Source organism: Streptomyces amakusaensis, from assembly GCF_039532665.1.
In the GTDB taxonomy this organism is placed as follows: domain Bacteria; phylum Actinomycetota; class Actinomycetes; order Streptomycetales; family Streptomycetaceae; genus Streptomyces; species Streptomyces amakusaensis.
In genome coordinates this window covers 1-25,793 of sequence record NZ_BAAASB010000036.1, presented here as the reverse complement: position 1 = coordinate 25,793, position 25,793 = coordinate 1, and the positions used below count along the sequence as shown (strand labels likewise).

Here is a 25,793-nt window from a genome sequence, read left to right as displayed (position 1 = left end):
TCCCGTACGGCCGTGGGCCGCCGTGCCCATCGCTTCGCCGTGCCCGGACGCCGTGTGAACAGGAGTGACGACGACGATGACCACCGACCGGAGTCTGTCGAAGATCTACAGCGACCGGACCTACACCCACACCACGATGGTCCGCCACCAGGGGACCGCCCTCGCCTTCGCCCTGGACAACCAGCGGCGCGTCCTCTACACCGTGCTCGACCTCTCCGTGTACGACGAGAAGCGCGGCGAGCTGGACGCCGCGTACTGGTCCGAGAACCCCGTCGAGCTGCCGTTCCCCGACGAGATCGTCAAAGTCGGCTACGCCCTGGTGGGCGCGGTGGCGATGCCCGTGGTCAAGAAGGGCGGCCGGGCCGAGGCGGCGGCGGACCAGGAACTCTCCCCGGAGGAGACCGACGCCTTTCTGTCGAGCACCGCGCGGCTGACCGCCCCGGCCCCCTTCCAGGTGACCTCGGACGGCACCCATGTGGTGGTGCTGCGCCAGGCGATCGGCGCGGCCCACGCCGACGCGGTGTTCACGCTGTCCGGCGGCGGCTCCTCCGGCGACACCACCCGTACCGACTTCGTCACCGCCACCGGCGGGGCGAAGGTGCCGGTGGTCGCCGACACCCTGCTGGTCGACCGGTTCCTGCTGGTCGACGGCAGGCTGAAGCCGGTGTCGGAGGTGCGCTTCCGGCGCAGCAGGCACAAGAGCGAGCCGCAGTCCTCGAAGGACAGCCTCGGCGCGAGCGACATGGACGGCAAGCCGTTCCACGAGCCGACGCAGGAGCTGGCGTTCATCAGGAATCTCACCGAGGGCCGGTTCGCCGCGCTGCTGACCCCGACCACGGTGCAGGGGCATCAGCGCTGGCAGTTCTTCGCCCACAACGGGGTGACCCGGCGCGTCGACTCCTTCAATGTCGAACAGGGCGAGGACGGGCTCTTCAACACCCAGGGCAGCCGCTACTGGACCAGCCCCAGCGCCGACTACAGAAGCTCGGTGTTCGAACGCGCCCCGGGCACCTGCCCGTTCACCGGCCTTCCGCTGGTCCCGGTCAGCCCGGAGAACAGACTCGCCGAGACGGCGCTCCAGCTGAACGGCACGAACGCGTACGTGGATCTCGGGGCCGCCGCCGCGCTGAAGTTCCAGGGCAAGCCGTACGCGGTGGAGGCCTGGGTCAGGCCGCAGACGGCGGGCGGTCCGGTCATCGCCCGCTGGGCGGGCTCGGGCCAGGGCGGATTCCAGCTGCGGATCACCAACACCGGCCAGGTGGTGCTGGATCACAGCACCGGCTCCGTGACCTCCAGCCAGACCGTTCCGGCGGGCACCTACGCGCACATCGCGGCCTCCTTCGACGGCACGACCGCCACCCTGTACGTCAACGGCGCGTTCAGCGCGAGCGCGGCGCTCGCCTACCCCACCGACGGCAACGCCTCGCTGCGGATCGGCTCGGCACAGTCCGGCGGCTTCTTCGCCGGAGCCGTCGACGAGGTGCGGATCTGGAACCGGGCCCGCTCGCGGAGCGAGCTGACGGAGGAGCGCTCGTACCGGCTGATCGGCAATGAGCCGGGGCTGATCGCCTACTACCGGCTCGACGAGGGCGCGGGGACGGCGGTGTACGACCAGACCGACACGGCCGCCCTCGGCACGGTCACCGGCACCGCCACCTGGGTCACCTCCGAGGCCCAGGTGAGCGACCACCCGGGGGTGCGCAGGGACAGCTTCACCGTCGCCGGTCGCGATGTGGTCTCCGGACTCGCGGCCTCCCTCTACTACCAGCAGGAACAGCTGGCCTCCGGCTACGAGGACTCGGCCAAGCCCGCCAAGCGGCAGGCCCGGGTGCTGCTGGCCTTCGCCACCCGCCCCACCGGCAACGCCACCGCCGACGCGCACATCGCCGCCCTCGACCTCGGGGTCGGCGCGGACGGACGGCTCGCCGCCGTCCCGGATGTGCTGACCCTGGCGGACATCGACCGGCAGACGACGGCGACCAGCGAGCAGACCACGGCGAAATCGAACGCGGTCACCCAGCTGGAGGCCCAGGCCTCGACCATCCAGACCGAGATCCGGAATCTGGAGAACGAGAAGGCGGGCCTGGAGTCGGAGATCTCCTGGGCGACCCTGGCTGCGGCCAACGATCCCACCAAGTGGTCGGTGGAACTCCGGGCCGCCACCGGCGCGGTCTACGACCCCGAGACCTCCACCAGCCTGTCGAGCCAGAGCGCGGCCGACGGTCAGGCGCTGGCGCTGCTGCGGACCCCGGCCGCGCAGTGGCAGCTGCGGCCCATCCCCGGCAGCCAGGTCGGATACGGGAACCCCATCTGCGCCCTGGTCAGGATCGGCGCGGACAATCTGGTCGCCGAGCCCGCGACCACCGCCTCCGGCGCGGTGGTCAAGCTGGTGAGCCGTACGCTCACCGGGACCCTGCCCGCCTCCTCCCGGTGGCTCATCAGAGGAAACATCGGCGCCGACATCGAGCTCCAGAACGACGGCAGCGGTCTCTGGCTCGGCGCGGGCGTCCAGGGGAATGAGCAGCAGGCGAAGCGCTTCCGCGTCGTGAAAATCGCGCTGCTGCCCGACGCGGCCCTTCAGACCAAGATCTCCCGGGTCGCCACGATCAATACGACCCTGGAGCAGCGCGGCCGGGACCACGCCGCCAAGTGGGCGGAGATCAGGGCGGGCCGCGAGGAGCTGGCGCGGCTCACCAACGGGCTGATGGGAGCGGGCGACCTGGTGCTGCCCGTACCGCACATCGGCATCGACGCCAGCGGACTGAGCAGCGCGGGCGGGCTGCTGAGGTTCGCCCGGGGCTCGTCCACCCCCTTCCTGATGGACAGCGCCACGGGCCGGGTGGTGCTCTACTTCCAGGGCTCCAACAGCCAGTTCTTCGCCGCCTATCTGGACACCACCGCCGTGCGCGGGGTGCAGCAGCTCGTCGGCGGGGGTCTCACCACCCTCTTCACGGCCCGCGACCCCGGGGTCGACCTCAGCACCACCCAGATCCGGGTCACCGACGCCACGGTGAACAATGCGGCCGTGCCCGGACTCTGCGATCTGACCCTCACCCGGGGGACGGAGACGGAGACCTTCCTCCGGCTGCCGCGCCGCGCCCGGGACCTCGCCGCCGCCGTCAACGGCGACTCCGAGGAACCGGTGCAGGTCGGCACGGTCGCCAGCGTCTCCGGCGAGGTGGTGACCCTGACCCAGGCGAGCCGGCTCGCCGTGCCCGCCCCCTCCTACGTACGCATCGGGACCAGCAACTATCTGGTGAACACGGCCGCCGCCGTCGGATCGACCACCTTACGGGTGGTGCCCGCGCCGCCCGGCGGGGTCACGGCCGGCACCCCCGTCTCGCTCATCCGCTACGACGCCGACCGCGCCGCCTCCTCCCGGCCGGGGGCCTCGCTGGCCGAGGGCTCGCGCTGGATCACGGTCAGCGCCGACAAGGGCGACCTCCCCGTGCCCAACGGCACCGCGACCCCGCAGGCCGCCGGGTACGGAAGCCGCTGGCGCGGCGACTCCCCCGGCCGCGCGTTCGCCCTCGACGGCTACTCCCACCGGCTGTCGCTGCCGGCCGACCGCCTCGACCGGGTCACCGTCACCGGGGATCTCACCGTCGAGGCCTGGGTCAACTCCACGACCGAGTCGGTCGGCAACGCCAGGGTCCTCCATCTGAATCGCGGGAGCACCAGGGCCGGGCTCGCCCTGAGCACCGACACGGTCCCCGGCGGCATCGCCCTCAACGGCACCGACATCGCCATGGCGATCCCGAACGCGGACCCCACCGGCACCGACTTCACCATCGAGTGCTGGCTCAGGCGCACCACCGGCCGCACGGTGGCCGACACCATCGTCGCCATCGGGACCAACGGGCTGAGCGTCGGCTTCACCAGTACCGGCGCGTTCCGCTTCGCCTTCACCGGGCAGGACCTCACCACCACCGCGACATACACGGACGGGGACTGGCACCACTGGGCGGTCACCTTCGACCGGACCAGCCGCGTCCAGACCATCGTGCGCGACGGGGTCGAGGTGGCCCGCCGCACGGCGACCGCCGTGCCGAGCGGCACCGGACAGCTCATCGTGGGCCGCACCGACAGCGGGACCTTTACGCACTTCTCGGGCCGGCTCGCCGAGCTGCGCACCTGGAGCACGGCCCGGTCCGCCGCCGACATCCTCGCCGACAAGAACCGCCGCGTCTCCCCCAGGGAGCCGGGGCTGACCGGGGCCTGGATCTACGACGGCACCCGTCCCCAGCTGAGCCAGTTCCCCGACCTCGGCCCCCTGGGACGGCACGGCGGGGTCTGGGGCACGACCACGTCGGCGACGGTCGACTCCGCGCTCAAGGGCCACCGGGTGGTCGTGGGCGTGGGCGAAAAGTTCCGCAAGAGCAAGGAGATCTATCTGAACGGCGAGTGGGCCCATCTCGCGGCGGTCCACGAGCAGTCCTGGGCGCTGGCGTTCAACGGCTCCTCCTGGGCCGAGACCCCGGACGCCGACGCCCTCGACGTACCGGGGGATCTGACGATCGAGGTGTTCGCCACCGTCGACGCCATCGGCGGCCGTCAGGGCCTCGTCTCCAAGGGGCGGCTCGGCGACGGCTCCGGCGGCAGCGTCCCGTACCAGCTCGCGGTACGCCCGGACGGAAAGCTGGAGTTCGCGTTCGAGGAGCCCGGACCCACGGTGAAGCGCTTCACCTCCACCTCGGCGATCGCCGCCGGTTTCCGCCGGATCGCGGTCGTCCGCAAGGCCGGCCGGTCCACCGAGGAGATCAAGGGCACCCGCGCGATCACCTACACCGACACCAACGGCCAGACCCAGAGCAAGAACATCGACGTCGTGGAGCGCGTCGACGCCAAGGCCTGGGACGACATCCGCTTCGTCGTGGACGGCGCCGAACTCGGCACCAGCCGCTACACGGGCCCCGGGCCACGCGGCAACGACGGCGCGCTGGAGATCGGCCGGGCCAGGGAGGGCACCGCCGTCCACGGGCTGAAGGGCACGATCGGCGAGGTGCGGATCTGGGGCAAGGCCCGGGAGATCAACCAGCTGGGCACCGCGATCCAGCCCCGGGACGAAGGACTGCTCGCCCGCTGGATCTTCGAGGAGAACGAGGGCAGCACCACCGCCGACACCGCCGGCGGATACGACCTCAAGCTGCACGGGGCGACCTGGGCCGCCGACCCCAACCCGGCCGCCAGTTCCCTGCTGGTCTACCGCAACGGCCAGGCCGTCCCCTGCGACTCGACCACCCTCAACCTGCTGAACGAGTGGGGCGACGAACAGCTCACCCTCGGGGGGTACTCCAGGAACTCGAGCGGGATCTTCAACGATCTGCTGGGCGGCACCCTGGAGGAGGTGCGGCTGTGGCGCACCGCCCGCACCCCCGAGCAGCTGCTCGACAATCTCTTCACCCGGGTCAAGGGCGACAAACAGGATCTGGTGGCCTACTGGCCCTTCGACGCGGACTCCATCACCACGGCCAACGACATCGTCCGCGACCACTCCCTGCGCGGGAACGACCTCGCGATCGGCACCGCCAACACCCGCCCGCAGATCGTCCTGTCCACCGCCCCGGTCTCCGCCGACACCGCCGCCGTGCGCTCCGCGCTGACCGGGGTGCGCACCGCCTTCCACGAGCAGATCTCCGCGCCGCCGGCCGCCGCCGAGTACGCCGATCTCCAGTACACCCGCGCCGGCGAGGCGTACGGGGTGCTCAAGCGCTCCTACTCCCAGCTGGTGAACGGGGTCTGGCGGCTCACCACCGGCTACAAGGTGGGCGATCTGATCAGCGAGTGGGTGAGCCAGGTCCAGTTCGACCCCCAGCTCATCGGCTACGTCGAGGGCGCGCCACCGGTTCCGTCGGAGAATCTCACCGGCGGCACCGACCCCACCGGCTGCGCGAGTGTCACCTTCCAGCAGGCCGACGAGGTCACCTCCACCCTCTCCTCCGCCCGTGAGCGCAGCGCCGACACCGCGTTCAGCGTCTCGGCGGGGAACGAGGTGGACGAGAGCCTGCTGCTGATCATGGCCCCGCTCGGCATCGGCACCGCCGCGCCGGCGGTGTCGGCCTCGTTCAAGGGCCGGATCGGTGGCAGTTTCGAGTTCTCCAACGGCTGGACGGACGAGACCTCCGTCTCCCAGGGCACCAGCACCGCCCGGGACACCTCGGCCACCCTCACCGGCAGCTGGGAGGATCCCAGCAAGCCCCTCAACAGCGACATCGGCCGGCGCTTCGTACCGGCGAACAACGGCTACGCGCTGGTGCAGTCGGAGACTGCGGACGTGTACGCGCTGCGGCTGGCGCACTCGGGGGCGCTGGTGGCGTATCGGATGCTGCCCAATCCGGACATCCCCAAGGACTGGAACATCATCTCGTTCCCGATCAACCCCCAGTACACCAAGCAGGGCACGCTGGACGGGGCGGTGGGCTTCAACGCCCAGGGCAAGGTGCTGGATCCCGCCTACGCCAACGCCTCCCAGCGCGGTGAGCACAGCTACTTCAAGCCGCGCGAGGCGTACGCGCTGAAGCGGCGGATCCTGCGGGAGCGGCAGCAGCTGGAGAACTACTACGACAGCGTCTCCACCGAGACCCATGACGCGGACCCGACCTCGGAGCGGGCCGCGAAGGTGCTGGAGTCGGTCGTGGGCTCGGCGCCCGGGGCTCCGGAGAAGAGCGCGCCGACGGAGTCCTCGGGGTCGTTCGCCAACCGGAACATCGTCAACACCTATGTGTGGACGGCCGACGGCGGCTTCTTCGCCGAGACCACCGGGACCGTGGACGTCGTCAGCGAGACCACCGGGGGCTCCTACAGCTTCTCCGGCGCGGTGACCGGGTCCCTGGAGGGTTCCTTCGAGGTGGCGGGCGTCGGCATCGGCTTCCAGCTGGACGGCTCGGTGGGCGGCGGGCTCACCGTCACCCGTCAGCGCGCCAAGGAGGCGACCCGCTCGCACAGCCTGGCGGTGGAGTGCAACCCGACCCGGGACCTCCAGAAGTACGAGAACGGCCAGCCCAAGTACGACACGGCGGGCAGGCCGGTCCGGGTCCCCGGCAAGGTGGACGCCTACCGCTTCATGACGCTCTACCTCGGCCAGGACACCGCCCACTTCGACGACTTCTACAACAAGGTCGCCGATCCCGTCTGGCTCGCCAACAGCACCGACTCCAACGCGGCGGCCCTGCGCCAGGCGCGGCACAGCGACCGCAGGCCGCCCTGCTGGCGGGTGCTGCACCGGGTCACCTATGTCTCCCGCATCCTGCCCGCGGTGCCGCCGCCGGGAGCGCCCCCGGTGGAGGGGACGCTGCGCGGCGTGGACATCCAGAGCAACTACGAGCTGATCCGCCGGCTCGACCCCTACATCCGGACCGCGACCGACTCCTCCGCCGATCTGGCCGATGCCACCCGTACCGCGCTCGCCGCGCATCTGCCGCAGCTCCTGCCGTACGCGACGGAGATCATCGGCTTCTTCGCGGACTACTACGGGGTGATCGACTGACCTTCCGGGGCGCGCTCACTTCAGATGGAGGAGGTTTCCGGTGACGAGGCGGCCCTGCTCGGAGGCGAGGAAGGCGATCACCTCGGCGACCTCCTCGGGGCCTGCCACCCGTCCCACCTGGTCGCGCACCTCGTCCGAGACCCAGCCGGTGTCGGTGACGGGCGGGTGCACGGCGTTGGCGGTGATGCCGTACGGGGCCAGCTCGGTCGCGGCGGCGAGGGTGTAGTCGACCAGCGCGGCCTTGGCGGCTCCGTAGGAGACCTCCTCCGGGAATCCGCCGCCCGCGCCGGAGGTCAGGGAGACGATCCGGCCCCAGCCGGCCTTCCGTGCCACCGAGCGGTCGGCGAACTCGGCGATCATGAGCGCGCCGCCCCGGGCGTCGACCGCGAACTGGCGGTCGAAGGACTCGGCGGTGACCGGGAGCAGCCGTCGGCCGAAGCGGTCGGTCGCGCCGGGCTTGAAGGTGTCGGCGAGCCAGCCGCTGGCGTTGTTGACCAGGATGTCCACCCCGCCGAGGCGTTCCTCGGCGGTGTCGAACAGCCGGGCCGGCGTCAGCGGATCGGCGAGGTCGGCCTCCACGGCCTCGGCCGTGCCGCCCGCGCCCCGGATCGCCTCGACGACATCGGCGGCGGCCCGGGCCCGGTTGTGCCGATAGGCGTCCGGGGTGGCGGGGTCGGGTGCGTCGTCCAGCCGCAGATAGGTGAGGAGCACCCTGGCTCCCCGGGCGGCCAGCGCGATCGCGGTGGCCGCCCCGATCCCGTGGTTGGCTCCCGACACCAGCGCGACCCGCCCGTGCAGAGTGGCGGAGGCGTCGATCGGTGTGACGTTCTCCGGAACGAACTCGGACATGTGTGGTCGGCACCCTTGAGGTCGGTGGGGCGGAACGGCGTCGGCCGGCCCGATGGCTGCTCATCATCGGACCGGCCGTCGTGGGGCGTCAAAGCGTTTTACGGGTCGGTCAGGCGTGTACGAGACGCCCGCCGTCCTGGTCGCGGATGAGCCGGCACACGGCGCGCAGCGCCTGGCGTATCCGCTCGATCTCCTCGTCGTCGAGATGGATCGACGGCTCCATGCGGAGGGTGTTGACGGAGCTGCCGGTGGGGAAGACCCGGATCCGGTGCTCGTTGAGGAGATGGCCGGAGATCACATAGCCGAGGAAGCCGGCCTCGGCGACGGCGCGGATCTCGGGTGATGTCGTCTCCGCCTGGTCGTGGAATTCGATGCCGAGCATGAGTCCCCGGCCCCGTACGTCCTTGACGACCTCCGGGAAGTCGGCCCGGATCAGCTCCAGGACGCTCAGCAGCTTCTCGCCCCTCTCGCGGGCGAGCCGGTAGGCGCGGCCGTCGTCGGCCTCCAGCAGCTGAAGGGTCTTGAGGGCGATCTGGCTGGAGAAGCCGTCCTTGGCGAAGGTCGAGCTGTGCACCAGCTCGAACTCCTTGCGGTACCGGCCCTGCCGGATCAGCGCCACCGAGGTCTTGGCGACTCCGCCGCCCAGGCTCTTGGCGAGGGTGTAGTAGTCGGCGCGCAGTCCGATGAGGGAACTGGCGAGGAACGCGCCGGAGCGGCCCATGCCGCTCTGGATCTCGTCGACCACGACGGGGCAGTCGATCTCCCGGCAGACCCGCTGGACCTCGCGGGCGAACTCCTCGCCGATGACCTTGATGCCGCCCTCGCCCTGGATGGGTTCGAGGACGAAGGCGCAGAAGAGCGGGAAGGGGCGCTCGGTCAGCGAGACCGTGCCGTCCTCGGCGACCAGGTCGAGAATGACGGCCCGCTCCTCGCGGACGGTCTTCGCGAGCGCGTCGGGCTGGTCGACGGGGATGAAGCGGGTCTGGGCGGCGAGCGCGGAGAAGGGGAGGCGGAAGGCCTCGTTGTGGGTGAGCTGGACGCTGCCCATGAGCTTGCCGTGGAAGGCTCCCTCGGGGGCGAGGAAGAGCGGCGGCCGGGCGAGCCGGCGGTCGTTGCTCCGCTCCACCGCCTCGATGAGGCCCTCGATGCCGTCCTCGGGCGCGGTGCCTGCGGTCTCGAAGGCGTCGGCCCGGACGGTCGCGCCGGCGGCGACGGCCTCGCGGGCGCTCTCGCGGTGCGCGGCGAGTTCTTCGGCGAGTGCGGCCAGCCGGAGGCCCCGGTCGAGTTCGGCGTGTTTGACGGCGGCCTCGACGGCCTCCGCGCCGCTGTTGGCGAAGACGGCGAAGTAGGGCTCGGAGTCGCCGGTCTCCCGGTGGATGACGCGGTTCAGTTCGGCGGCGACCCGGTTCGCGTGGGGGTGCGGGGAGAACTGCGCGTGGATCGGCGTCCCGGCCGCGAGGAGTTCCCTGGCGTGGGCCACGATCTCGGGGTCGTTGTGGCCGAGGATCAGCGAGCCGAAGCCGCCGACCAGGTCGAGGACGGGGACCTCCTGGCCGTCCTGGTCCCGGTAGTAGAGCGTGTTGCGCTCCGCGCGGGTGTACTCGACGTTGATCCCGGCCGAGGACAGCACGTCTTCGAGGTGGGGTTCGGCGAGCTTGATCCCGGTGCTGCCGGTGTTCGCGGTGCTGGTGGTGCTGGTGGTGCTGGCGGAATTCATTCCGTTCCTCTCACGGCTTGGGGCGGCGCGGCGGTCTTCTCCCCGGCCGGTCTCCTCGGGGAGCTCCATCGCCTCATGGCGGGGTTCTCGACATAGGTGTGCAGCACCCAGGCGCAGAGCAGGGTGACCGCGTAGGTGATCACGATGAACAGGGCGGCTCCGGCGACTCCCCAGGACTGCTCGGTCCCGACCAGCTTTCTGGCTCCCACCAGCACGGACAGATGCACCAGATAGAAGGCGAAGGAGAGGTCGCCCAGCCAGACCAGGAAGCGGCTCCGCAGCGGGGAGCGGATTCCCTCGACGTCGTCCCTGATCGCCGCGCCGACGATCAGTACGACGGGTACGAAGGTCGCCGCGGCGAAGGCGTAGACCTCGGGCAGGGCGCGCGCGACGACGCAGGACGCCAGGAGGATGAGCGCGGCGGGGCCCATGCCCAGTGTGATCCAGCGACCGCTGATGATCAGCCGGGCGAGGATGATTCCGGCGATGAACTCCAGGATGCGGACCGGCGGGAACACATAGCTGAACCAGATCTGATGGGCGACGGAGAGCGTCAGATGGCTGAAGACGGTGACCGCGAGGAGGGCGACCCCGGTGCCGATGAGCCAGAGGACGAGACGGTTCTCCCTGATCTTCGTGATCCATGCGAGCAGCAGCGGGAACAGGGCGTAGAAGAAGAGTTCCGCCGAGATCGACCAGCTCGGCCCGTTGGCGCTGAAGATGACCCGCAGGTCGGGTGTCCAGTTCTGCACCAGGAAGACGGCGGGGATGTCGGCGGCCGAGCTCATGGACCCGGTCAGGACGACCAGGCCGATGGCGTACGTCACCAGGTGCAACGGGAAGATCTTGAAGAAGCGCCGCCGCCAGAAGCGGGCGCGGGTGTCCTTGGCCCGCTGGGCCCAGGTGAGGATGAAACCGCTGGTGACGAAGAAGAAGGACACACAGGTGTAGCCGATGAACCCGACGGCGTAGCGGTAGTTCTCACGGAGTTCGGCGTCCTCGAATATGTGGAGGAGGTCGATGTCGTAGGGCAGATCGTCGGCCAGGATCATGATGTGGCAGAGGAATACGATCACGGAGGCGACGCCGCGCATTCCCGTGAGCGACAGCAGCGGCGGCCGTCTGCCCTCCGTCCCCACCAGCGGCTGCTGCTGCTGCTGCTCGGAGCGTGTCTCGGTCATCAGTTGGTCTCTCCATGGGTCCATGGGCCGATCGGTCGGAACTCCTGGGACGGCACGGGTCCCGGGGCGAGCGGTGCCCGCCCCGGGACCCGTGCCGCTCGTTTCTAGGCGGTGGTCTCCAGCGCCACCGGGCGGTCGATGACCATGCGCCACTTGCCGTCGTCCCCGCGGCGCAGCACATCGGTGCAGATGCCGTGCATACGGTTGTGGCCGCCGTCGGGATCCGGCAGATCGAGGTCGTACTCGACGAAGATCAGCAGTACGTCTCCGGCGATGTACGCGCTCTTGAAGTCGGCCGCGAGACGGGGGCCGCCGGCGAGCAGCTCGGTGATGACCCGCGTGCGTTCCTCTCCGGTCAGCGGCCGGCCCGAGAGGTTGGAGATCGCGTCCTCCCGGTAGAGGGAGTCGAAGATCTTCCCGTCGTTGGTGTTGAAGGCCGCGAGGAAGACCTCGTTCTGCTGCTCAGGATCGTCCGTGAGTTCCAGGTCCAGGGTTCCCGGCTGGATGTCCGTGGCCATGGTGGGGGTGCCTCCGTAGTCTCACCTGGGAGTGGCGTCGTGGCCGGATTCGGGGCGGCCTCGACGTGGTTCAGATAAGAGCCGCCGCCTGGCTCGCGGCGCGTGCCCCGTCCTGGATGGCGCCCTCGAAGGAGCCGACCCAGCCGCTGGTGATGTCGGCGCCGGCGAAGGTGATCCGCCCGTGCGGCTGGTGGATCGCGGGCAGCTGGCGCAGCAGCTGTCCGGGCTTGCGCATGCCCCAGCCGCCGCCGGAGAAGGGGTCGTTGGCCCAGTCCTGGACCTTCTTGCCGACGACGGTGGCGGTGGGGATGATCTGCTGCACGGCGGCGTTGACGGCGGCCAGGCTGCCGACGTTGAGTCCGGGGCCGTTGATGGCGATCATCAGGTTGTCGCCGTTGCTCAGATGCTGGTGGGTGACCAGGCTGGCGATGGGGTCGCCGGGCGCGCCCTGTGCGAAGACGCGGCCGGGGACGCCCGAGACCCGCAGCCACATCTTGGCGGCGATCGGGCGGACGCCGACGCCTTCGTTGGTGGCGTCCGCGTGCACGGTGGGCAGCCCGGGAGAGAAGGTGATCGTCTTCCACTTGTTGACCGGGGTCGCCACGACCGCGACGGGGGCGGTGAAGGTCGCGCCGTTCTGGGTGGTGACGGTGATCTGGTTGTTCGCCTGGGCGATCTGGACGACGGGATGGCTCAGGCGCACATCGGCCTGCGCGCCGTTCAGGATGGCCTGGACGAGCGAGGTGACGCCGCCGTTCACCCGGGCGGAGGTCATCTGGTTCCACCCCTGGGCGTTCCAGCCGCACAGGGCCCACCACTGGGCCAGGGCGGTGAGTCCGCCGTTGGCGGCGTCGCCGCCGGAGTAGGTGGCCATCAGGCCCTGGATCAGATTGCGGTCCTGGGTGCTGAGGTTGAGCTGGTTCATCCGGTCGGCGAGCGAGAGCGGGTCGACCGAGGCGAGCAGATCGGACCGGAACAGCGGCTGGTTGGGCTGTGCGAAGTAGTTCTGGGAGCCGTCGAATATCTGGGTGAGCAGCTGCTCCATCCGGTTGGCGGTGATGACGGGGTCGACCGACTGGTAGCCGCTGTTGCCGGTGCGGACGTAGACCGAGGTGGGCGGCGCGTCCACCACGGTGGTGAGGTTGTAGCGGGTCATCTCGGCGTAGGTGCGGTGGTAGTTCGGGTGGAACCAGGCGCCGCCGAGTTCGATCTGGGTGCCGAAGTGGGTGCTGGTCCAGACCCGGCCGCCGATCCTGTTGTTGGCCTCCAGCACCAGCGGGCGCAGTCCCAGGTCGCGCAGGTCCCGCGCGGCGGTCGCGCCGGCGAAGCCCGCGCCGATGACGATGGCGTCGTACGGGCCGGTCTTGGCGGTCCGGGTCCGGGCGGCGGCCGGGCCGGCGACGGCCGCGACGCCGGCTCCCAGGGCGGCGGTGCCGCCCACCCTGATCAGATTCCGGCGGGTAATCGGCCGAAAGGTACTCACATTTCCCCCTGAAGAGAATTTCTCTGTCCGTGTGATGTTCTGATCCGCTGTGGTTCTGTGTGCCGCCGCCGCTCTCACAGCAGCGGCGACTCCGGGTCCAGCCCGAGGAGTGCCCGTCCGTAGGTCTCCAGGTTGGTGCTCAGCAGCAGCAGGGCGTGGAGCGAGAGGGCCTGGCTGTCGCGGTGGAGGCGCTGGATGGGGACGCTCCGCTGGATCACGGAGGCCCCGCTCGCGTTGTGGAGGACCTCGACGGCCTCCTTGGCGAGCTGGATCGCGTACGCGGCCTGGCCGCGCACCGCCGTCTTCTCCTCGATCGTGGGCTGTTCGCCGGCGTCCGCGCGCTCCTGGAGCACCTTCAGCCAGCCGTTGGCGAGCCCCTCCGCCGCGGCGATCTTGTTCGCGGCGGTGGCGACCTGGATCTGGGTCAGCGGGTGCTGACGCTGGTCGCTCCAGGAGGTGTAGGTGATCGACCGGCCGGGCAGCCGGCCGAGGAAGAGTTCGTACGCGCCCCGGGCGATGCCCGTGAAGACGGCGGCGCACTCGGCCATGACAAAGCTGAACAGCCCGTAGTCACGGCCGTCCGCGCTGACGTCGGCCCGGCCCGGGGTGGAGTTGAGAACGGCGTGCTCGAAGCTCACGACCCGGTGCTCGGGGACGAAGACGTTCTCGGCGGTGGAGGTGGAGCTGCCGGTCGCGACGGCCCCGGAGGTGTGCCAGTCGTCCGCGATCGTGAACTCGGACATCGGGAGGATGGCGACGAGGTCCTCGTGGCTGCCGTCCGGCAGCTCCAGCAGCGCGGCCGCGACGTTCCAGTCGGCTCCCCGGCAGCCGGTGTTGAAGCGCCAGCTGCCGTTGAGCAGATAGCCGCCCTCGGTGGGGGTGAGGGTGCCGCTGGGGGTGAAGCCGCCGGAGATGCGGACGGAGGGGTTGCTGAAGATCTCCTCCTGCGCCCGGTCCGGGTAGAGGGTGGCCACCCACGCGTTGGAGATCCACACCATCGAGACCCAGCCGGTCGAGCCGCAGCCCCGGCTGATCTCGGCGAGGACCCGGCACTGCTCGGCGAGGCTCAGCCCGAGTCCGCCGAACCGGCTCGGCGTGGCGACGCGGAAGACGTCCGCCGCCGCCAGGAGTTCGATGTTCTCGTCCAGGATCCAGCGGCGCTCCTCGGAGGCCTCACCGTTCTCACGGAGTCTGGGGACGATCTTCTCGATCTTCTCCAGTACGGATTCGACCGCTGTGCCGGTGCTGGTCATATCGCCTTCCCTGCTGGTGGGCCCGGTGGTGCGGGCCCGTTCGGAAACGCCCCGGGCGGGTTCTCGCGGCGGGGCGTGGAGGGGGTGCCGTCAGGCGGACGGGTCAGTTGATGAAGCCGAAGATCCGGTGGATGCGACCGTCCTTGAACAGCACGGTGTCGGTGCCCGTGGCACGGGACATCGCGCCGCCCGGAGTGCCCCAGCGCCAGGTGAACAGCGCCATGTCGTTGTGCGCGCCGAGCACCGAGACGACCGTGAACCAGTCGTCGGGAGCGTGTTCCTGCATGTCGACCATCGACTGGTCGATCGCGTCGCGGCCGGTGTACGGCTCGGTGAGGTTCTGGTCGATGTAGGACCCGTCCTCGGTGAACAGCTCTTCGAGGAGGGCGCGCCGCTTCGCGCCGTCGCGCTCGTTGATCGCGTCGATGTAGCCGTGGATGAGCCTGACGGACGTCTCGTTCATGGCGTGGGAGCACCTCTCTTGACCGCGCCGGGCCGGCCGGCGGCGGGGCGGGCGGACGATCCGCCCAGGACATGGCGGAGCACGCGCAGCATCAGCGCGGGGCGCATCAGCGACTCGGACGGCTCCACCAGGGCGATGACCCGGAGGAACGCGTCGGCCACGACGGGGTCCCGGGTTCCGGCGCGCTGCACCAGGCCGACGTAGGTGTGTCCGAAGCGGATCGCCGGTGTGCGCTCGCCCTCGACGCCGGGGTAGGCGAGGTCGCTGCCGATCATCAGCTCCCAGACCCGGTCGATGGCGTCGGCGGCCAGGTCGCGCAGGTACGGCAGCGGCTCGGGCTCGCGGCCCCGGGAGAGATGGCGGCGGAGGGTGACCGCTTCGAGGGCGGAGACCGTCATCCCCTGCGCGTAGGAGGGGTTGAGGCTGGACACGGCGTCGCCCATGAGCAGCAGTCCCCGGGGGAATCGCGGCATCCGCTCGTAGCGCCGCCGCAGGCTGACCGGGAAGCGGTAGGCCACGGGGTCGTCGAGGGGTTCGGCGTCCTGGAGCGCGTCGTGGATGTCGGGCGCTGCCACGGAGGCGATGAAGTCGTGGAAGCCCTCCGGGTCCGCCGGCGGATGGTCGCCGAGGATCCCGTAGGCGGTCACGACGGTCCGGTCGCCGTCCACCTTGGCCGCGATCGCGCCCCTCGGGAGGGCGGCCGAGGCCATGATGTTGATCGCGATGTCGCCCCGGTAGGGGTCGGTCCGCATCCGGTAGTGGCGGGTGGTGTAGCCGAGGCCGATCTTGCGGCGCTCCTCCTCGACCTGCGGATACCCCAGCTCGACGAGACGGGCTGAGGTCCGTGAGCCGCGTCCGGAGGCGTCGAGGACCAGATCGGCCTCGATCAGCTCCTCGGCCCCGTCCCGGTCCGCCACCACGACTCCGTCGATCCGGCTCCGGTCCTCGGTGGCGCTGAGCCGGATGATGTCGCGGCGCTCCAGGAACTCCACATTGGGCAGGGCCTGCACCCGGGCCCGGACATGGCTCTCCAGGAAGGGGCGGCTGGAGGTGAGCGTGTTCAGTCCGGAGCGGCTCCGCCGCAGCCGCACCCCGTTGATGTACCAGCGCAGATCACCCGCCACATCGCCGAGGTTCGCGCCGTCCGACACCATCTCCTCGGTGAGGCCGGGGAAGAGTTCCTCGATGATCTGCTGGCCGCGGGCGAGGAGTCCGTGCACCTGCCGTCCCTGGGGGACGCCCCGGCGCGGGTCGGTCACGCCGGTCAGTGTGTCGCGGTCCACCACGGTGACGGCGGTGTACGCGTCGGAGAGCACCCGTGCCGCCAGGAGGCCGGCCATCCCCGCGCCGAGGACGACGGCGTGCCGGCCGCATCGCCGGGTCATGGAGCCGCTCACTCGGTCTTGTTGCGGGGGTCGCCGTAGGGGGCGTCGACGGCATAGCGCCATCCGCCCTCCGCGTCCGCGCTCAGCACGTCGGTGGCGACGCCCGCCAGCCGTTCCGTGGTTCCGTCCGAGTCGATGTCTATGCTCCACTCGACGGTCAGCAGAGCGGTGTCACGGGTGACGTGCGACTCGCGGATCCGCGCGGTCAACCGCGGGCCGAGCGCCAGGAAGTCGGCGAGGCTCTCCTCGCGCTCCGCTCCGGTCAGCGGTTTTCCGGGGTCCCAGGCGGATACCGCCTCCTCGGTGTAGAACCGGCGGACCACGTCGAACTCACCGGAGTTGAAGGCGTGGACATACTGCTCAAGATGTTCTTCTACGCCGCCCGTATGAGTACTGGTCACAGTGAAATCGCCCCAAACGATTCTCGTGATGTCACAGTCCTGGAATCGGGCACAGGAATTTTCCCGGACCCGATATTCACGATAGAGAGGGGCGCTCCACCGCAAGTACATCAACGAGTAATGCACGACCCATCGGCAAGATGTTTCAAGCCGCAGGCGGAAAACGTGAGGGTATTACGCGATAATTCGACGGCGCGGCGGTTCCCAGTCCGGCGGGACTGGGAACGCCGCGGTTGCCGGGTGACCGAGTGAGGGTCAGGAGGCCTGGAGGGCCTTCTTGAAGACCTCGAAGACGGCGAAGTAGTTCTTGTCGCCGTAGCCGCGGGCGATCGCCTCCTTGGCGATGTTCAGCATCAGCTCCGGCTGCTGGGCGTGGACGCCCTGCTCCTGGCAGGTCCTGGTGATGTGCTCCAGGGCGTTGAGGTTCATCTCCATGGTCCCGTACTCACCGGGGTAGTCGGCCTTGTCCATGGCGGGCGACTGGGCGACGAGGGTGGAGGTGACCACCGTGGGCAGGAACCAGTTGACGGACAGGTCGGCGAAGGCCTCGGCGGACACGCCGGCCGAGGCGACGAGCGCGGTGGCGTGCAGGAAGCCGTTCATCGTCGCGTACATCTGGCCGAGCAGGGCGGTGTTGTAGAGCACCGCGAGGCTCGCGTCGGCACCGAGGAAACGCGGGTCGCCCATGGCGGACAGCGTCGCCCGGTGCTCCGTGAAGATCTCCTCCGAACCGCTGAAGAGGAAGACCGACTCGGGGTTGCCGATGAGGTAGGGCGGCACCATGATCGCGCCGTCGAGGTAGCCGATGCCGTGCTCGCCGGCCCAGGCGACCGCCGCGTGGGCCTCCTTCGGCGTACCGGAGTTGAGGTTCACCAGGGCGCGGCCGCGCAGCTCCTCGGTGGCCGGGCCGAAGACGTCGTACATCGTTTCATAGTCTTTGAGACACATGATCGCGACCGGGCTGGCCGAAACGGCCTCGGCGACGGTCTCGGCGCGCGTGGCGCCCTTGGCGACGAGTTCGTCGGCCCTCGACGCCGTGCGGTTCCAGACCGTGATCGGGTGCCCCTTCTTCTGGAGCGCTTCGGCGAGGGCGATGCCCATCGGGCCGAGGCCGACGACGGTAACGGGGCTTTCCTGGGGGCTTGTTGCCTGCTGTGTTGTCATGCGGAACACGTTAGAGTCTCACATTGATGTGAGAGTCAAATCGAATGGGTGTGGTGGTGATCACGTGCGCATCGGAGCGATGTCCCAGCGGACCGGTGTCAGCGAACGTCTGCTGCGGTACTACGAGGAGCAGGGCCTGCTGAACCCCTTACGGCGCGCCAGCGGGTACCGCGAGTACGACGAGGAGGACGTGAACAGGGTGCGCGGCATCCGCACTCTGCTCGGCGCCGGCCTCAGCACCCAGACGATCTCCGTGCTGATGCCGTGCATGGTCGAGGACGACGGCAGCCTGATGCCCGGGTGCGCGGACATGCTGCCGGATCTGTACCGGGAGCGGGAGCGGATCGACGCCGCCGTCGAGCAGCTCCTCGGCGCGCGCACGGTGCTCGACACCCTCATCTCCGCCACGCCGTCCATCGTCGTCGAGGAGCCGGAGACCTGCCTCGTCGGGGACGACCGCGCCCCGCTGCACGCGCCGGGCGCGCGCCTCTGACCCTCCCCCCTTCTTTCCGTACCGACCGGACCGGCCGGGCCCGCCATGACGGCGGGTCCGGCTTTTCTCTGTCTCCCCGGTCCGCCCTCGCGCCCCGTGTGCCCCCGGTTGCCAGGTCGTTACTGAGCATTGAACGCCCTTCGGCAGGCCCTGCTAGCGTCGTTGAACAGACCGCGATCAAAGAATTCTGGGCAGGCGCACCGCGCGACGTCACATGACATGGCTTCCGCTATGCGTGGCGTATGAAATCAATGCTCGTCAAGCAAGCGAAGACCTCACCCGGCGGATTCTCTTCGATATCTGGCCGAACTGACCGGTCGGCCATGAGGCATGACGTCGCGCGCACACGGGCACATCACCTTGGGGAGCTGACAGCACGTGGCGGACGAAAAGGAACTCCGCGAGTATCTGAAGCGGGCGATCGCCGACGCCAGGGACGCGCGCAAGCGGCTCCGCGAGGTCGAGGAGAGGCTTGAGGAGCCCGTCGCCATCGTGGGGATGGCCTGTCGCTATCCCGGCGGGGTCGCCTCGCCCGAGGATCTCTGGCGGCTCGTCGACGACGGGGTGGACGCGGTCTCCGGATTCCCGGACAACCGGGGCTGGGACCTGGAGGCGCTGTACGACCCGGACCCCGAGCGGGTGGGCACCTCCTACACCCGTGAGGGCGGGTTCCTGCACGACGCCGACCTCTTCGACCCGGAGTTCTTCGGTCTCTCGCCGCGCGAGGCGCTCGCCGCCGACCCCCAGCAGCGGCTGCTGCTCCAGACCACCTGGGAGGTGCTGGAGCGGGCGGGCATCGACCCGGCGACCCTGCGGGGCTCGCGCACCGGTGTCTTCACCGGGCTGATGTACTCGGACTACGGCTCGCGCCCCCAGCTCCCGGCGGAGGGGTTCGAGGGCTACCTCTACAGCGGCAGCGCGGGCAGCATCGCCGCCGGCCGGCTCGCGTACACCTTCGGCCTGGAGGGTCCGGCGGTCTCGCTGGACACCGCCTGCTCCTCCTCGCTGGTGGCGCTGCATCTGGCGGTGCAGTCGGTGCGCTCGGGCGAGTCCGGGCTGGCGGTGGCCGGCGGCGCGGCGGTGATGGCCACGCCCACCGGGTTCATCGAGTTCTCCCGGCTGCGCGGGCTCGCGCCCGACGGCCGGTGCAAGCCGTTCTCGGCGGCGGCGGACGGCACCGCCTGGGCCGAGGGTGTGGGCCTGCTGCTGGTGGAGCGGCTCTCCGACGCGCGCAGAAACGGTCATCCCGTGCTCGCCGTCATCCGGGGCACCGCCGTCAACCAGGACGGCGCTTCCAACGGACTGACCGCCCCCAACGGCCCCTCGCAGGACCGGGTGATCCGGCAGGCGCTCGCCAACGCCGGGCTGCACACCTCCGACGTGGACGCGGTGGAGGCCCACGGCACCGGCACCCCGCTCGGCGACCCCATCGAGGCGCAGGCGCTGATCGCCACGTACGGCCAGAACCGCCCCGCCGACCGGCCGCTCTACCTCGGCTCGCTCAAGTCCAACATCGGCCACGCCCAGGCGGCGGCCGGAGTCGGCGGCGTCATCAAGATGGTGCAGGCCATGCGGCACGAGACACTGCCCAGGACGCTGCACGCCGAAGAGCCCACCTCCCATGTGGACTGGAGCGCGGGGGCGGTCGAACTCCTCACCGAGGCCGTCGAGTGGCCCGCCGGGGAGCGGACGCGCCGCGCCGCCGTCTCCTCCTTCGGCATGGGCGGCACCAACGCCCATGTGGTGCTGGAGGAGGCACCGGCCCCCGAGCCCGTGCCCGCACCCGCCGCCGACGCCCCGTCCCCCGTACCGGCACCCGCACCGGCGCTGACGCCGGGCCTGGTGCCCTGGGTGCTCTCGGCCAAGTCCCCCGAGGCGCTCGCCGCGCAGGCCCAGCGGCTGCTGGAGCACCTCGCGGAGCGCCCCGGCCTCTCCCCCGCCGACATCGGGTTCTCCCTCGCCACCGGCCGCGCCGCGCTGCCCCGGCGGGCCGTGGCCGTCGCCGGGAGCGCCGAGGAGGCCGCGGAGCAGCTGCGCGCGCTGGCCGCCGGGGAGTCCGCCCCCGGCCTGGTGACCGGGGTCGCGGCGGACCCCTCCCGTACCGCCTTCCTCTTCCCCGGCCAGGGCTCCCAGTGGGCCGGCATGGCCGTGGAACTCCTCGACGGATCACCGGTGTTCGCCGCCCGGATCGCCGAGTGCGAGAGGGCTTTCGCGCCCTTCGTGGACTGGTCCCTCACCGACGTCCTGCGCGGAGTGGAGGGCTCCGCCCCGCTGGAGCGGGTCGACGTCATCCAGCCGGTGCTGTTCGCGGTCATGGTGTCGCTCGCGGAGCTGTGGCGCTCCCAGGGCATCGTTCCGTCGGCCGTGGTGGGCCACTCCCAGGGCGAGATAGCGGCGGCGTGCGTGGCCGGGATCCTCGGCCTGGAGGACGCGGCCCTCGTCGTGACGCTGCGCAGCCAGGCCATCGGCAGGAAGCTGGCCGGACTGGGCGGCATGATCTCCGTGCCGCTCTCCGCCGGCCAGGTGCGGGAGCGGATCGAGCCGTGGGGCGACCGCATCCAGATCGCCGCCGTCAACGGCCCCTCGTCCGTGGTCGTGTCCGGCGAGTCCGAGGCCCTGGCCGAGCTGCTCGCCGGGTGCGCGGCGGACGAGGTGCGGGCCCGCAGCATCCCGGTGGACTACGCGTCCCACTCGGCGTACGTGGAACTCCTGCGGGACGAACTCGCCGGGCTGCTGGCCCCGATCGCCCCCCGGAAGGGGGAGATCCCGTTCTTCTCGACGGTGACCGGCGAGTGGGTCGAGGGCCCGGAGCTGGACGCCGGCTACTGGTACCGCAATCTGCGGCAGACCGTCCAGCTGGAGGGCGCGGTCCGCGCCCTGGTCGGCCAGGGCTTCGGGAACTTCGTGGAGATCAGCTCCCACCCGGTGCTCGCGGTCGGCGTCCGGGAGACCCTGGAGGGCACCGAGGCCGCCGTCCTCGGCACGCTCCGCCGCGACCAGGGGGGACCGCGCCGGTTCTGGCGCGCGCTCGCCGAGGCGCACTGCCGGGGCGTCGCCCTGGACTGGGACGCCGTCTTCGCGGGGACCGACCCGCGCCGGGTCGCCCTGCCGACGTACGCCTTCCAGGGCCGCAGGCACTGGCTGGAGACCACGGCCGCGCCCAGTGACGCCTCCGGCCTCGGGCTGATCACCGCGCACCACCCGGTGATCGGCGCGGCGGTCGGCATGGCCGACCGCGACGCGTTCCTCTTCGTGGGCCGGCTCTCCGCCCAGACCCACCCCTGGCTCGCCGACCACGCGGTGGACGGGACCGTACTGCTGCCGAGCACCGGCTTCGTGGAACTCGCGCTGCGCGCCGGGGAGCACGTCGGCTGCGAACTCGTCGAGGAGATCACCCTCGCCGCCCCGCTGCTGCTCCCCGGCGGCGGCGCGGTGCGCGTGCAGGTCGTCGTCGGCGAGTCGGACGAGTCCGGCCGCCGGAAGCTGGAGATCTTCTCCCAGCCCGACGACAACGACGAGCACACCGCCCGGCCCTGGACCCCGCACGCGACCGGTCTGCTCGCGCCGGCCCGCCGGGAGAGCCCCGCCGATCTGGCCCTGTGGCCCCCGGCCGGCGCGACCGAGGTCGCGCTCGAATCCTTCTACGAGCGGGCCGAGCGGAGCGGGTACGAGTACGGCCCGGCCTTCCGGGGACTGCGCCGGGTGTGGCGGAGCGGGGGCGAGACCTTCGCCGAGGTCGCGCTCGCCGAGGAACAGCGCTCCGAGGCCGAGCTGTTCGGACTGCACCCGGCCCTGCTGGACGCCGCGCTCCACCCGCTGCTGCTGCCCGTGCTCGACGAGGACCGGCCCGCCGTGCTGCCCTTCTCCTGGTCGGGGGTGACCCTGCACGCCACGGGCGCCTCCGTACTGCGGGTCAGGCTCACGCCGACCGGGGACTCCTCGGCCGCGCTGGTCATCGCGGACGGCACCGGCGCGCCCGTCGCCACCGCGGACTCGCTGACCCTGCGACCGCTGCCCGCCGGGGCGCTGAGCGCCGCCGCGCCGGAAGGCGCCCGGGACGGTCTGCTGAGGGTCGGCTGGACGGCGCTGTCCGTCCCGGCATCGGACCCCGGCACGGACGGCTGGGCACTGCTCGGAAACAGAAACGGAAACGGGGACGCCGACGGTGGCGGGGAGGCGGACGAGTCGCTCGCCGCCGCCCTCGGGGTGCCCGCCGACCGCCGCCACCGGGACCTGGGCGCGCTGCTGACCGCGCTCGACGGCTCGGCCCCCGTACCCGATGTGGTGGTACTGGCCCCGCCCCGGTCCGCCGGCCCGGACGCGGAACTGCCCGAGCGGGCACGCGCGTCGGCGGAGAGCCTGCTGACGACGGTACGGGAGTGGCTCGCGGACGACCGGCTCGCCGCCGCCAAGCTCGTCGTGCTCACCCGGGGCGCGGTGGCCGCAGGGGACGAGGACGTCACCGACCTGGCCCGGTCCCCCCTCTGGGGTCTGCTGCGCTCCGCGCAGACGGAGAACCCCGGCCGCTTCCTCCTCGTGGACCTCGACGGGGACCCCGACGGGGACTCCGGCCGGGCGCTGCCCGCGCTCGTGGCCCTCGCCGCGGCCTCGGACGAGCCCCAGATCGCGCTGCGCGACGGCGCGGCCCTCGTCCCCCGGCTGAGCCGGGCGGACGCGCCGCGACCGGACGCCGCCCCGCGCTGGGACGAGGGAACCGTACTGATCACCGGTGCCACCGGCACCCTCGGCGGACTGCTGGCCCGGCATCTGGTGACCGAGCACGGGGCCCGGAGCCTGCTGCTGCTGAGCCGCCGGGGCGAGCGCGCGGAAGGCGCGGCGGCCCTGGGCGAGGAGCTGCGCGCGCTGGGCGCGGAGGTCGTCTTCGCCGCCTGCGACGCGGCCGACCGCGAAGCGCTGGCCGGAGCACTGGCCGCGGTCCCCGCCGACCGGCCGCTGAAGGCCGTGGTGCACACGGCCGGCGTGGTGGACGACGGGCTGCTCACCGGACTGACCCCCGAGCGGCTGGCCGGGGTGCTGCGGCCCAAGGTGGACGCCGCGTGGAATCTGCACGCGCTCACCCGGGACCTGGAGCTGAACGCCTTCGTCCTCTACTCCTCGCTCGCGGGTCTGCTGGGCACCGCCGGCCAGGCCAACTACGCGGCGGGCAACACCTTCCTGGACGCGCTGGCCCAGCACCGCCGGGCGCACGGTCTGCCCGCGGCCTCGCTCGCCTGGGGCCTGTGGTCCGACACCAGCGAGAGCACCAGCCATGTCACCGAGGTCGACGTCCGGCGGATGGCCCAGTCCGGGCTGCTGCCGCTCTCCTCGGACGACGGGACCGCCCTGTTCGACGCCTCGTTCGCCCAGGACTGGGCCGTTCTCGCCGCCACCGGGCTCGATCTGCCCCGGCTGCGCCGCTCGGCCGGGGGCGCTCCGCCGCTGCTGCGCGGGCTGGTCCCGGCCGCCCGCCGCCGGGCGAGCGACGGCGTCTCCGGCGGTTCCTCACTGGCGGACCGGCTGGCCGCGCTCCCCGCCGAGGAGCGGGAACGGACTCTCGTCGCCCTGGTGCGCGGCCATGTCGCCGATGTCCTGGGCCATCCCGACCCGGCGACGCTGGACGCCGGACGGGCCTTCAAGCAGCTGGGCTTCGACTCGCTGACGGCGGTCGAGCTGCGCAACCGGCTCAACACCGCCACCGGGCTGCGGCTCCCCACCACCCTGGTCTTCGACCATCCGACGACCACCGCGCTCGCCGCGCATCTGTCGGGGCTGCTGGGCACCGGCGGGGCGGCCGTGAGCGCCCCCGTCGCCGCCGCCGCGCGGGCCGGGGCCGCGGACGACGACCCGATCGTGATCGTGGGCATGGGCTGCCGCTTCCCCGGCGGGGTCGACTCGCCCGACGGTCTGTGGCGGCTGCTCGCCGAGGGCGGCGACGCCATCTCGACCTGGCCCGAGGACCGGGGCTGGGACCTGGAGGCGCTCTACGACCCGGATCCGGAGCGCTCCGGCACCTCCTACACCCGCAACGGCGGATTCCTGGCGGAGGCCGACCACTTCGACGCCGGCTTCTTCGGGATGTCCCCCCGGGAGGCCCTGGCCACCGACCCGCAGCAGCGGCTGCTGCTGGAGACGGCGTGGGAGACCTTCGAGAACGCCGGGCTCGACGCGGCCGAGCTGCGCGGCTCCCGTACCGGCGTCTTCACCGGGGTGATGTACCACGACTACGGCTCACGGGTGCACCGGGTGCCCGAGGATCTGGAGGGCTTCCTGCTCAGCGGCAACGCGGGAAGCGTGGCCTCGGGGCGGATCGCCTACACCTTCGGTCTGGAGGGTCCCGCGATCAGCGTGGACACGGCCTGCTCGTCCTCGCTGGTCGCCGTCCACCAGGCGGCGAACGCCCTGCGCGGCGGTGAGTGCGATCTCGCGCTCGCGGGCGGTGTCACGGTGATGTCGACGCCGGACGGTTTCGTGGAGTTCTCCCGTCAGCGCGGGCTCGCCCGTGACGGCCGCTGCCGCTCCTTCTCCGCCGACGCGGGCGGCACCGGCTGGTCCGAGGGGGTCGGGCTGGTCCTGGTGGAGCGTCTCTCGGACGCGCGGCGCAAGGGCCACCACGTCCTCGCGGTGGTACGCGGTTCGGCGGTCAACCAGGACGGCGCGTCCAACGGACTGACCGCGCCCAACGGGCCCGCCCAGGAGCGCGTCATCCGGCAGGCGCTCGCCAACGCCGGGCTGGAGAGCGCGGATGTGGACGCGGTCGAGGCGCACGGCACCGGCACCACGCTCGGCGACCCCATCGAGGCGCAGGCGCTGATCGCCACGTACGGCCAGAACCGCCCCGCCGACCGGCCGCTGTATCTGGGTTCGCTGAAGTCCAACATCGGCCACACGCAGGCCGCGGCGGGCATCGGCGGCGTCATCAAGATGGTGCAGGCGATGCGGCACGGCACCCTGCCCCGGACACTGCACGTCAGCGAACCGACCCCGCATGTGGACTGGAGCGCGGGCGCGGTCGAACTCCTCACCGAGGCCGTCGACTGGCCGGAGACGGACCGGCCGCGCCGCGCGGCGATCTCCTCGTTCGGGATCAGCGGCACCAACGCGCACATGATCATCGAGCAGCCGGAGGGGAGTTCCCCGGACCCGGCGGACGCACCGGATGCGCCGGAGCGGGGCTCAACGGGTGGGGTGGTTCGGGCGGGTTCGGGATCGGCGGGATGGCCGGTGTCCTGGACCCTGTCCGCCCGTACCCCCGCCGCTCTCGCCGGACAGGCCACCCGCCTCCTGGACCACGTCACCGAACACCCCCACCTCGACCCCGCCCACATCGGCACCGCGCTCGCCCTCACCCGCACCCCCATGGAACACCGCGCGACCGTCACCGCCACCACCACCGAACAGCT

13 protein-coding genes are annotated in these 25,793 nt (G+C 71.4%); 3 read left to right on the top strand and 10 right to left on the bottom strand.

The genetic code is table 11. The features are described from left to right. Positions 1-76: 76 nt before the first annotated feature. Positions 77-7,486 carry a LamG domain-containing protein gene (locus ABD371_RS34550; protein ID WP_344486308.1) on the top strand — a complete coding sequence of 2,470 codons (7,410 nt, stop codon included), beginning with the start codon at positions 77-79 and terminating at the stop codon, positions 7,484-7,486. 15 nt (positions 7,487-7,501) lie between these two features. On the opposite strand, the gene ABD371_RS34545 is transcribed toward ABD371_RS34550, so the two are convergent. The 10 genes from ABD371_RS34545 to ABD371_RS34500 form a co-directional block, all read right to left on the bottom strand. Then, complete coding sequence (locus ABD371_RS34545) at positions 7,502-8,335, bottom strand: SDR family NAD(P)-dependent oxidoreductase (RefSeq protein WP_344486305.1); 834 nt, start codon at positions 8,333-8,335, stop codon at positions 7,502-7,504. Between the two features lie 109 nt (positions 8,336-8,444). Then, positions 8,445-10,052: an aspartate aminotransferase family protein gene (locus tag ABD371_RS34540; protein WP_344486303.1), complete on the bottom strand. Its 1,608-nt coding sequence runs from the start codon at positions 10,050-10,052 to the stop codon at positions 8,445-8,447. Next, entirely contained in the window at positions 10,049-11,233 is a 1,185-nt protein-coding gene (locus ABD371_RS34535; RefSeq protein WP_344486300.1) for an acyltransferase family protein, read from the bottom strand. Before ABD371_RS34535 ends, ABD371_RS34540 begins: the two co-directional genes overlap by 4 nt. Before the next feature lie 104 nt (positions 11,234-11,337). Further along, positions 11,338-11,751, bottom strand: coding sequence for a YybH family protein (locus ABD371_RS34530; RefSeq protein WP_344486297.1), 414 nt, complete (start codon positions 11,749-11,751; stop codon positions 11,338-11,340). A 70-nt stretch (positions 11,752-11,821) separates the two neighbouring features. Further along, positions 11,822-13,192, bottom strand: coding sequence for a flavin monoamine oxidase family protein (locus tag ABD371_RS34525; RefSeq protein ID WP_344486294.1), 1,371 nt, complete (start codon positions 13,190-13,192; stop codon positions 11,822-11,824). 116 nt (positions 13,193-13,308) lie between these two features. Beyond that, complete coding sequence (locus tag ABD371_RS34520; protein ID WP_344486291.1) at positions 13,309-14,487, bottom strand: acyl-CoA dehydrogenase family protein; 1,179 nt, start codon at positions 14,485-14,487, stop codon at positions 13,309-13,311. 103 nt (positions 14,488-14,590) lie between these two features. Next, positions 14,591-14,950 (bottom strand): nuclear transport factor 2 family protein, encoded by a 360-nt coding sequence (locus ABD371_RS34515; protein ID WP_344486288.1) that lies wholly within the window; start codon positions 14,948-14,950, stop codon positions 14,591-14,593. After that, the gene (locus tag ABD371_RS34510) at positions 14,947-16,335 is read right to left on the bottom strand and encodes an FAD-dependent oxidoreductase (protein WP_344486285.1); all 1,389 of its coding nucleotides are present in this window, start codon (positions 16,333-16,335) and stop codon (positions 14,947-14,949) included. The genes ABD371_RS34515 and ABD371_RS34510 overlap by 4 nt, the downstream gene beginning before the upstream one ends. An 8-nt stretch (positions 16,336-16,343) precedes the next feature. Then, a complete protein-coding gene (locus tag ABD371_RS34505; RefSeq protein ID WP_344486282.1) occupies positions 16,344-16,736 on the bottom strand; it encodes a YybH family protein in 393 nt (130 codons plus the stop codon). 255 nt (positions 16,737-16,991) lie between these two features. Then, a complete protein-coding gene (locus ABD371_RS34500) occupies positions 16,992-17,900 on the bottom strand; it encodes an NAD(P)-dependent oxidoreductase (protein WP_344486279.1) in 909 nt (302 codons plus the stop codon). A gap of 64 nt (positions 17,901-17,964) precedes the next feature. Between ABD371_RS34500 and ABD371_RS34495 the strand changes: the two genes are divergently transcribed. After that, complete coding sequence (locus tag ABD371_RS34495; protein WP_344486276.1) at positions 17,965-18,393, top strand: MerR family transcriptional regulator; 429 nt, start codon at positions 17,965-17,967, stop codon at positions 18,391-18,393. 378 nt (positions 18,394-18,771) lie between these two features. After that, on the top strand, positions 18,772-25,793 hold a 7,022-nt coding region (locus tag ABD371_RS34490), incomplete at its 3' end, for a type I polyketide synthase (RefSeq protein ID WP_344486273.1).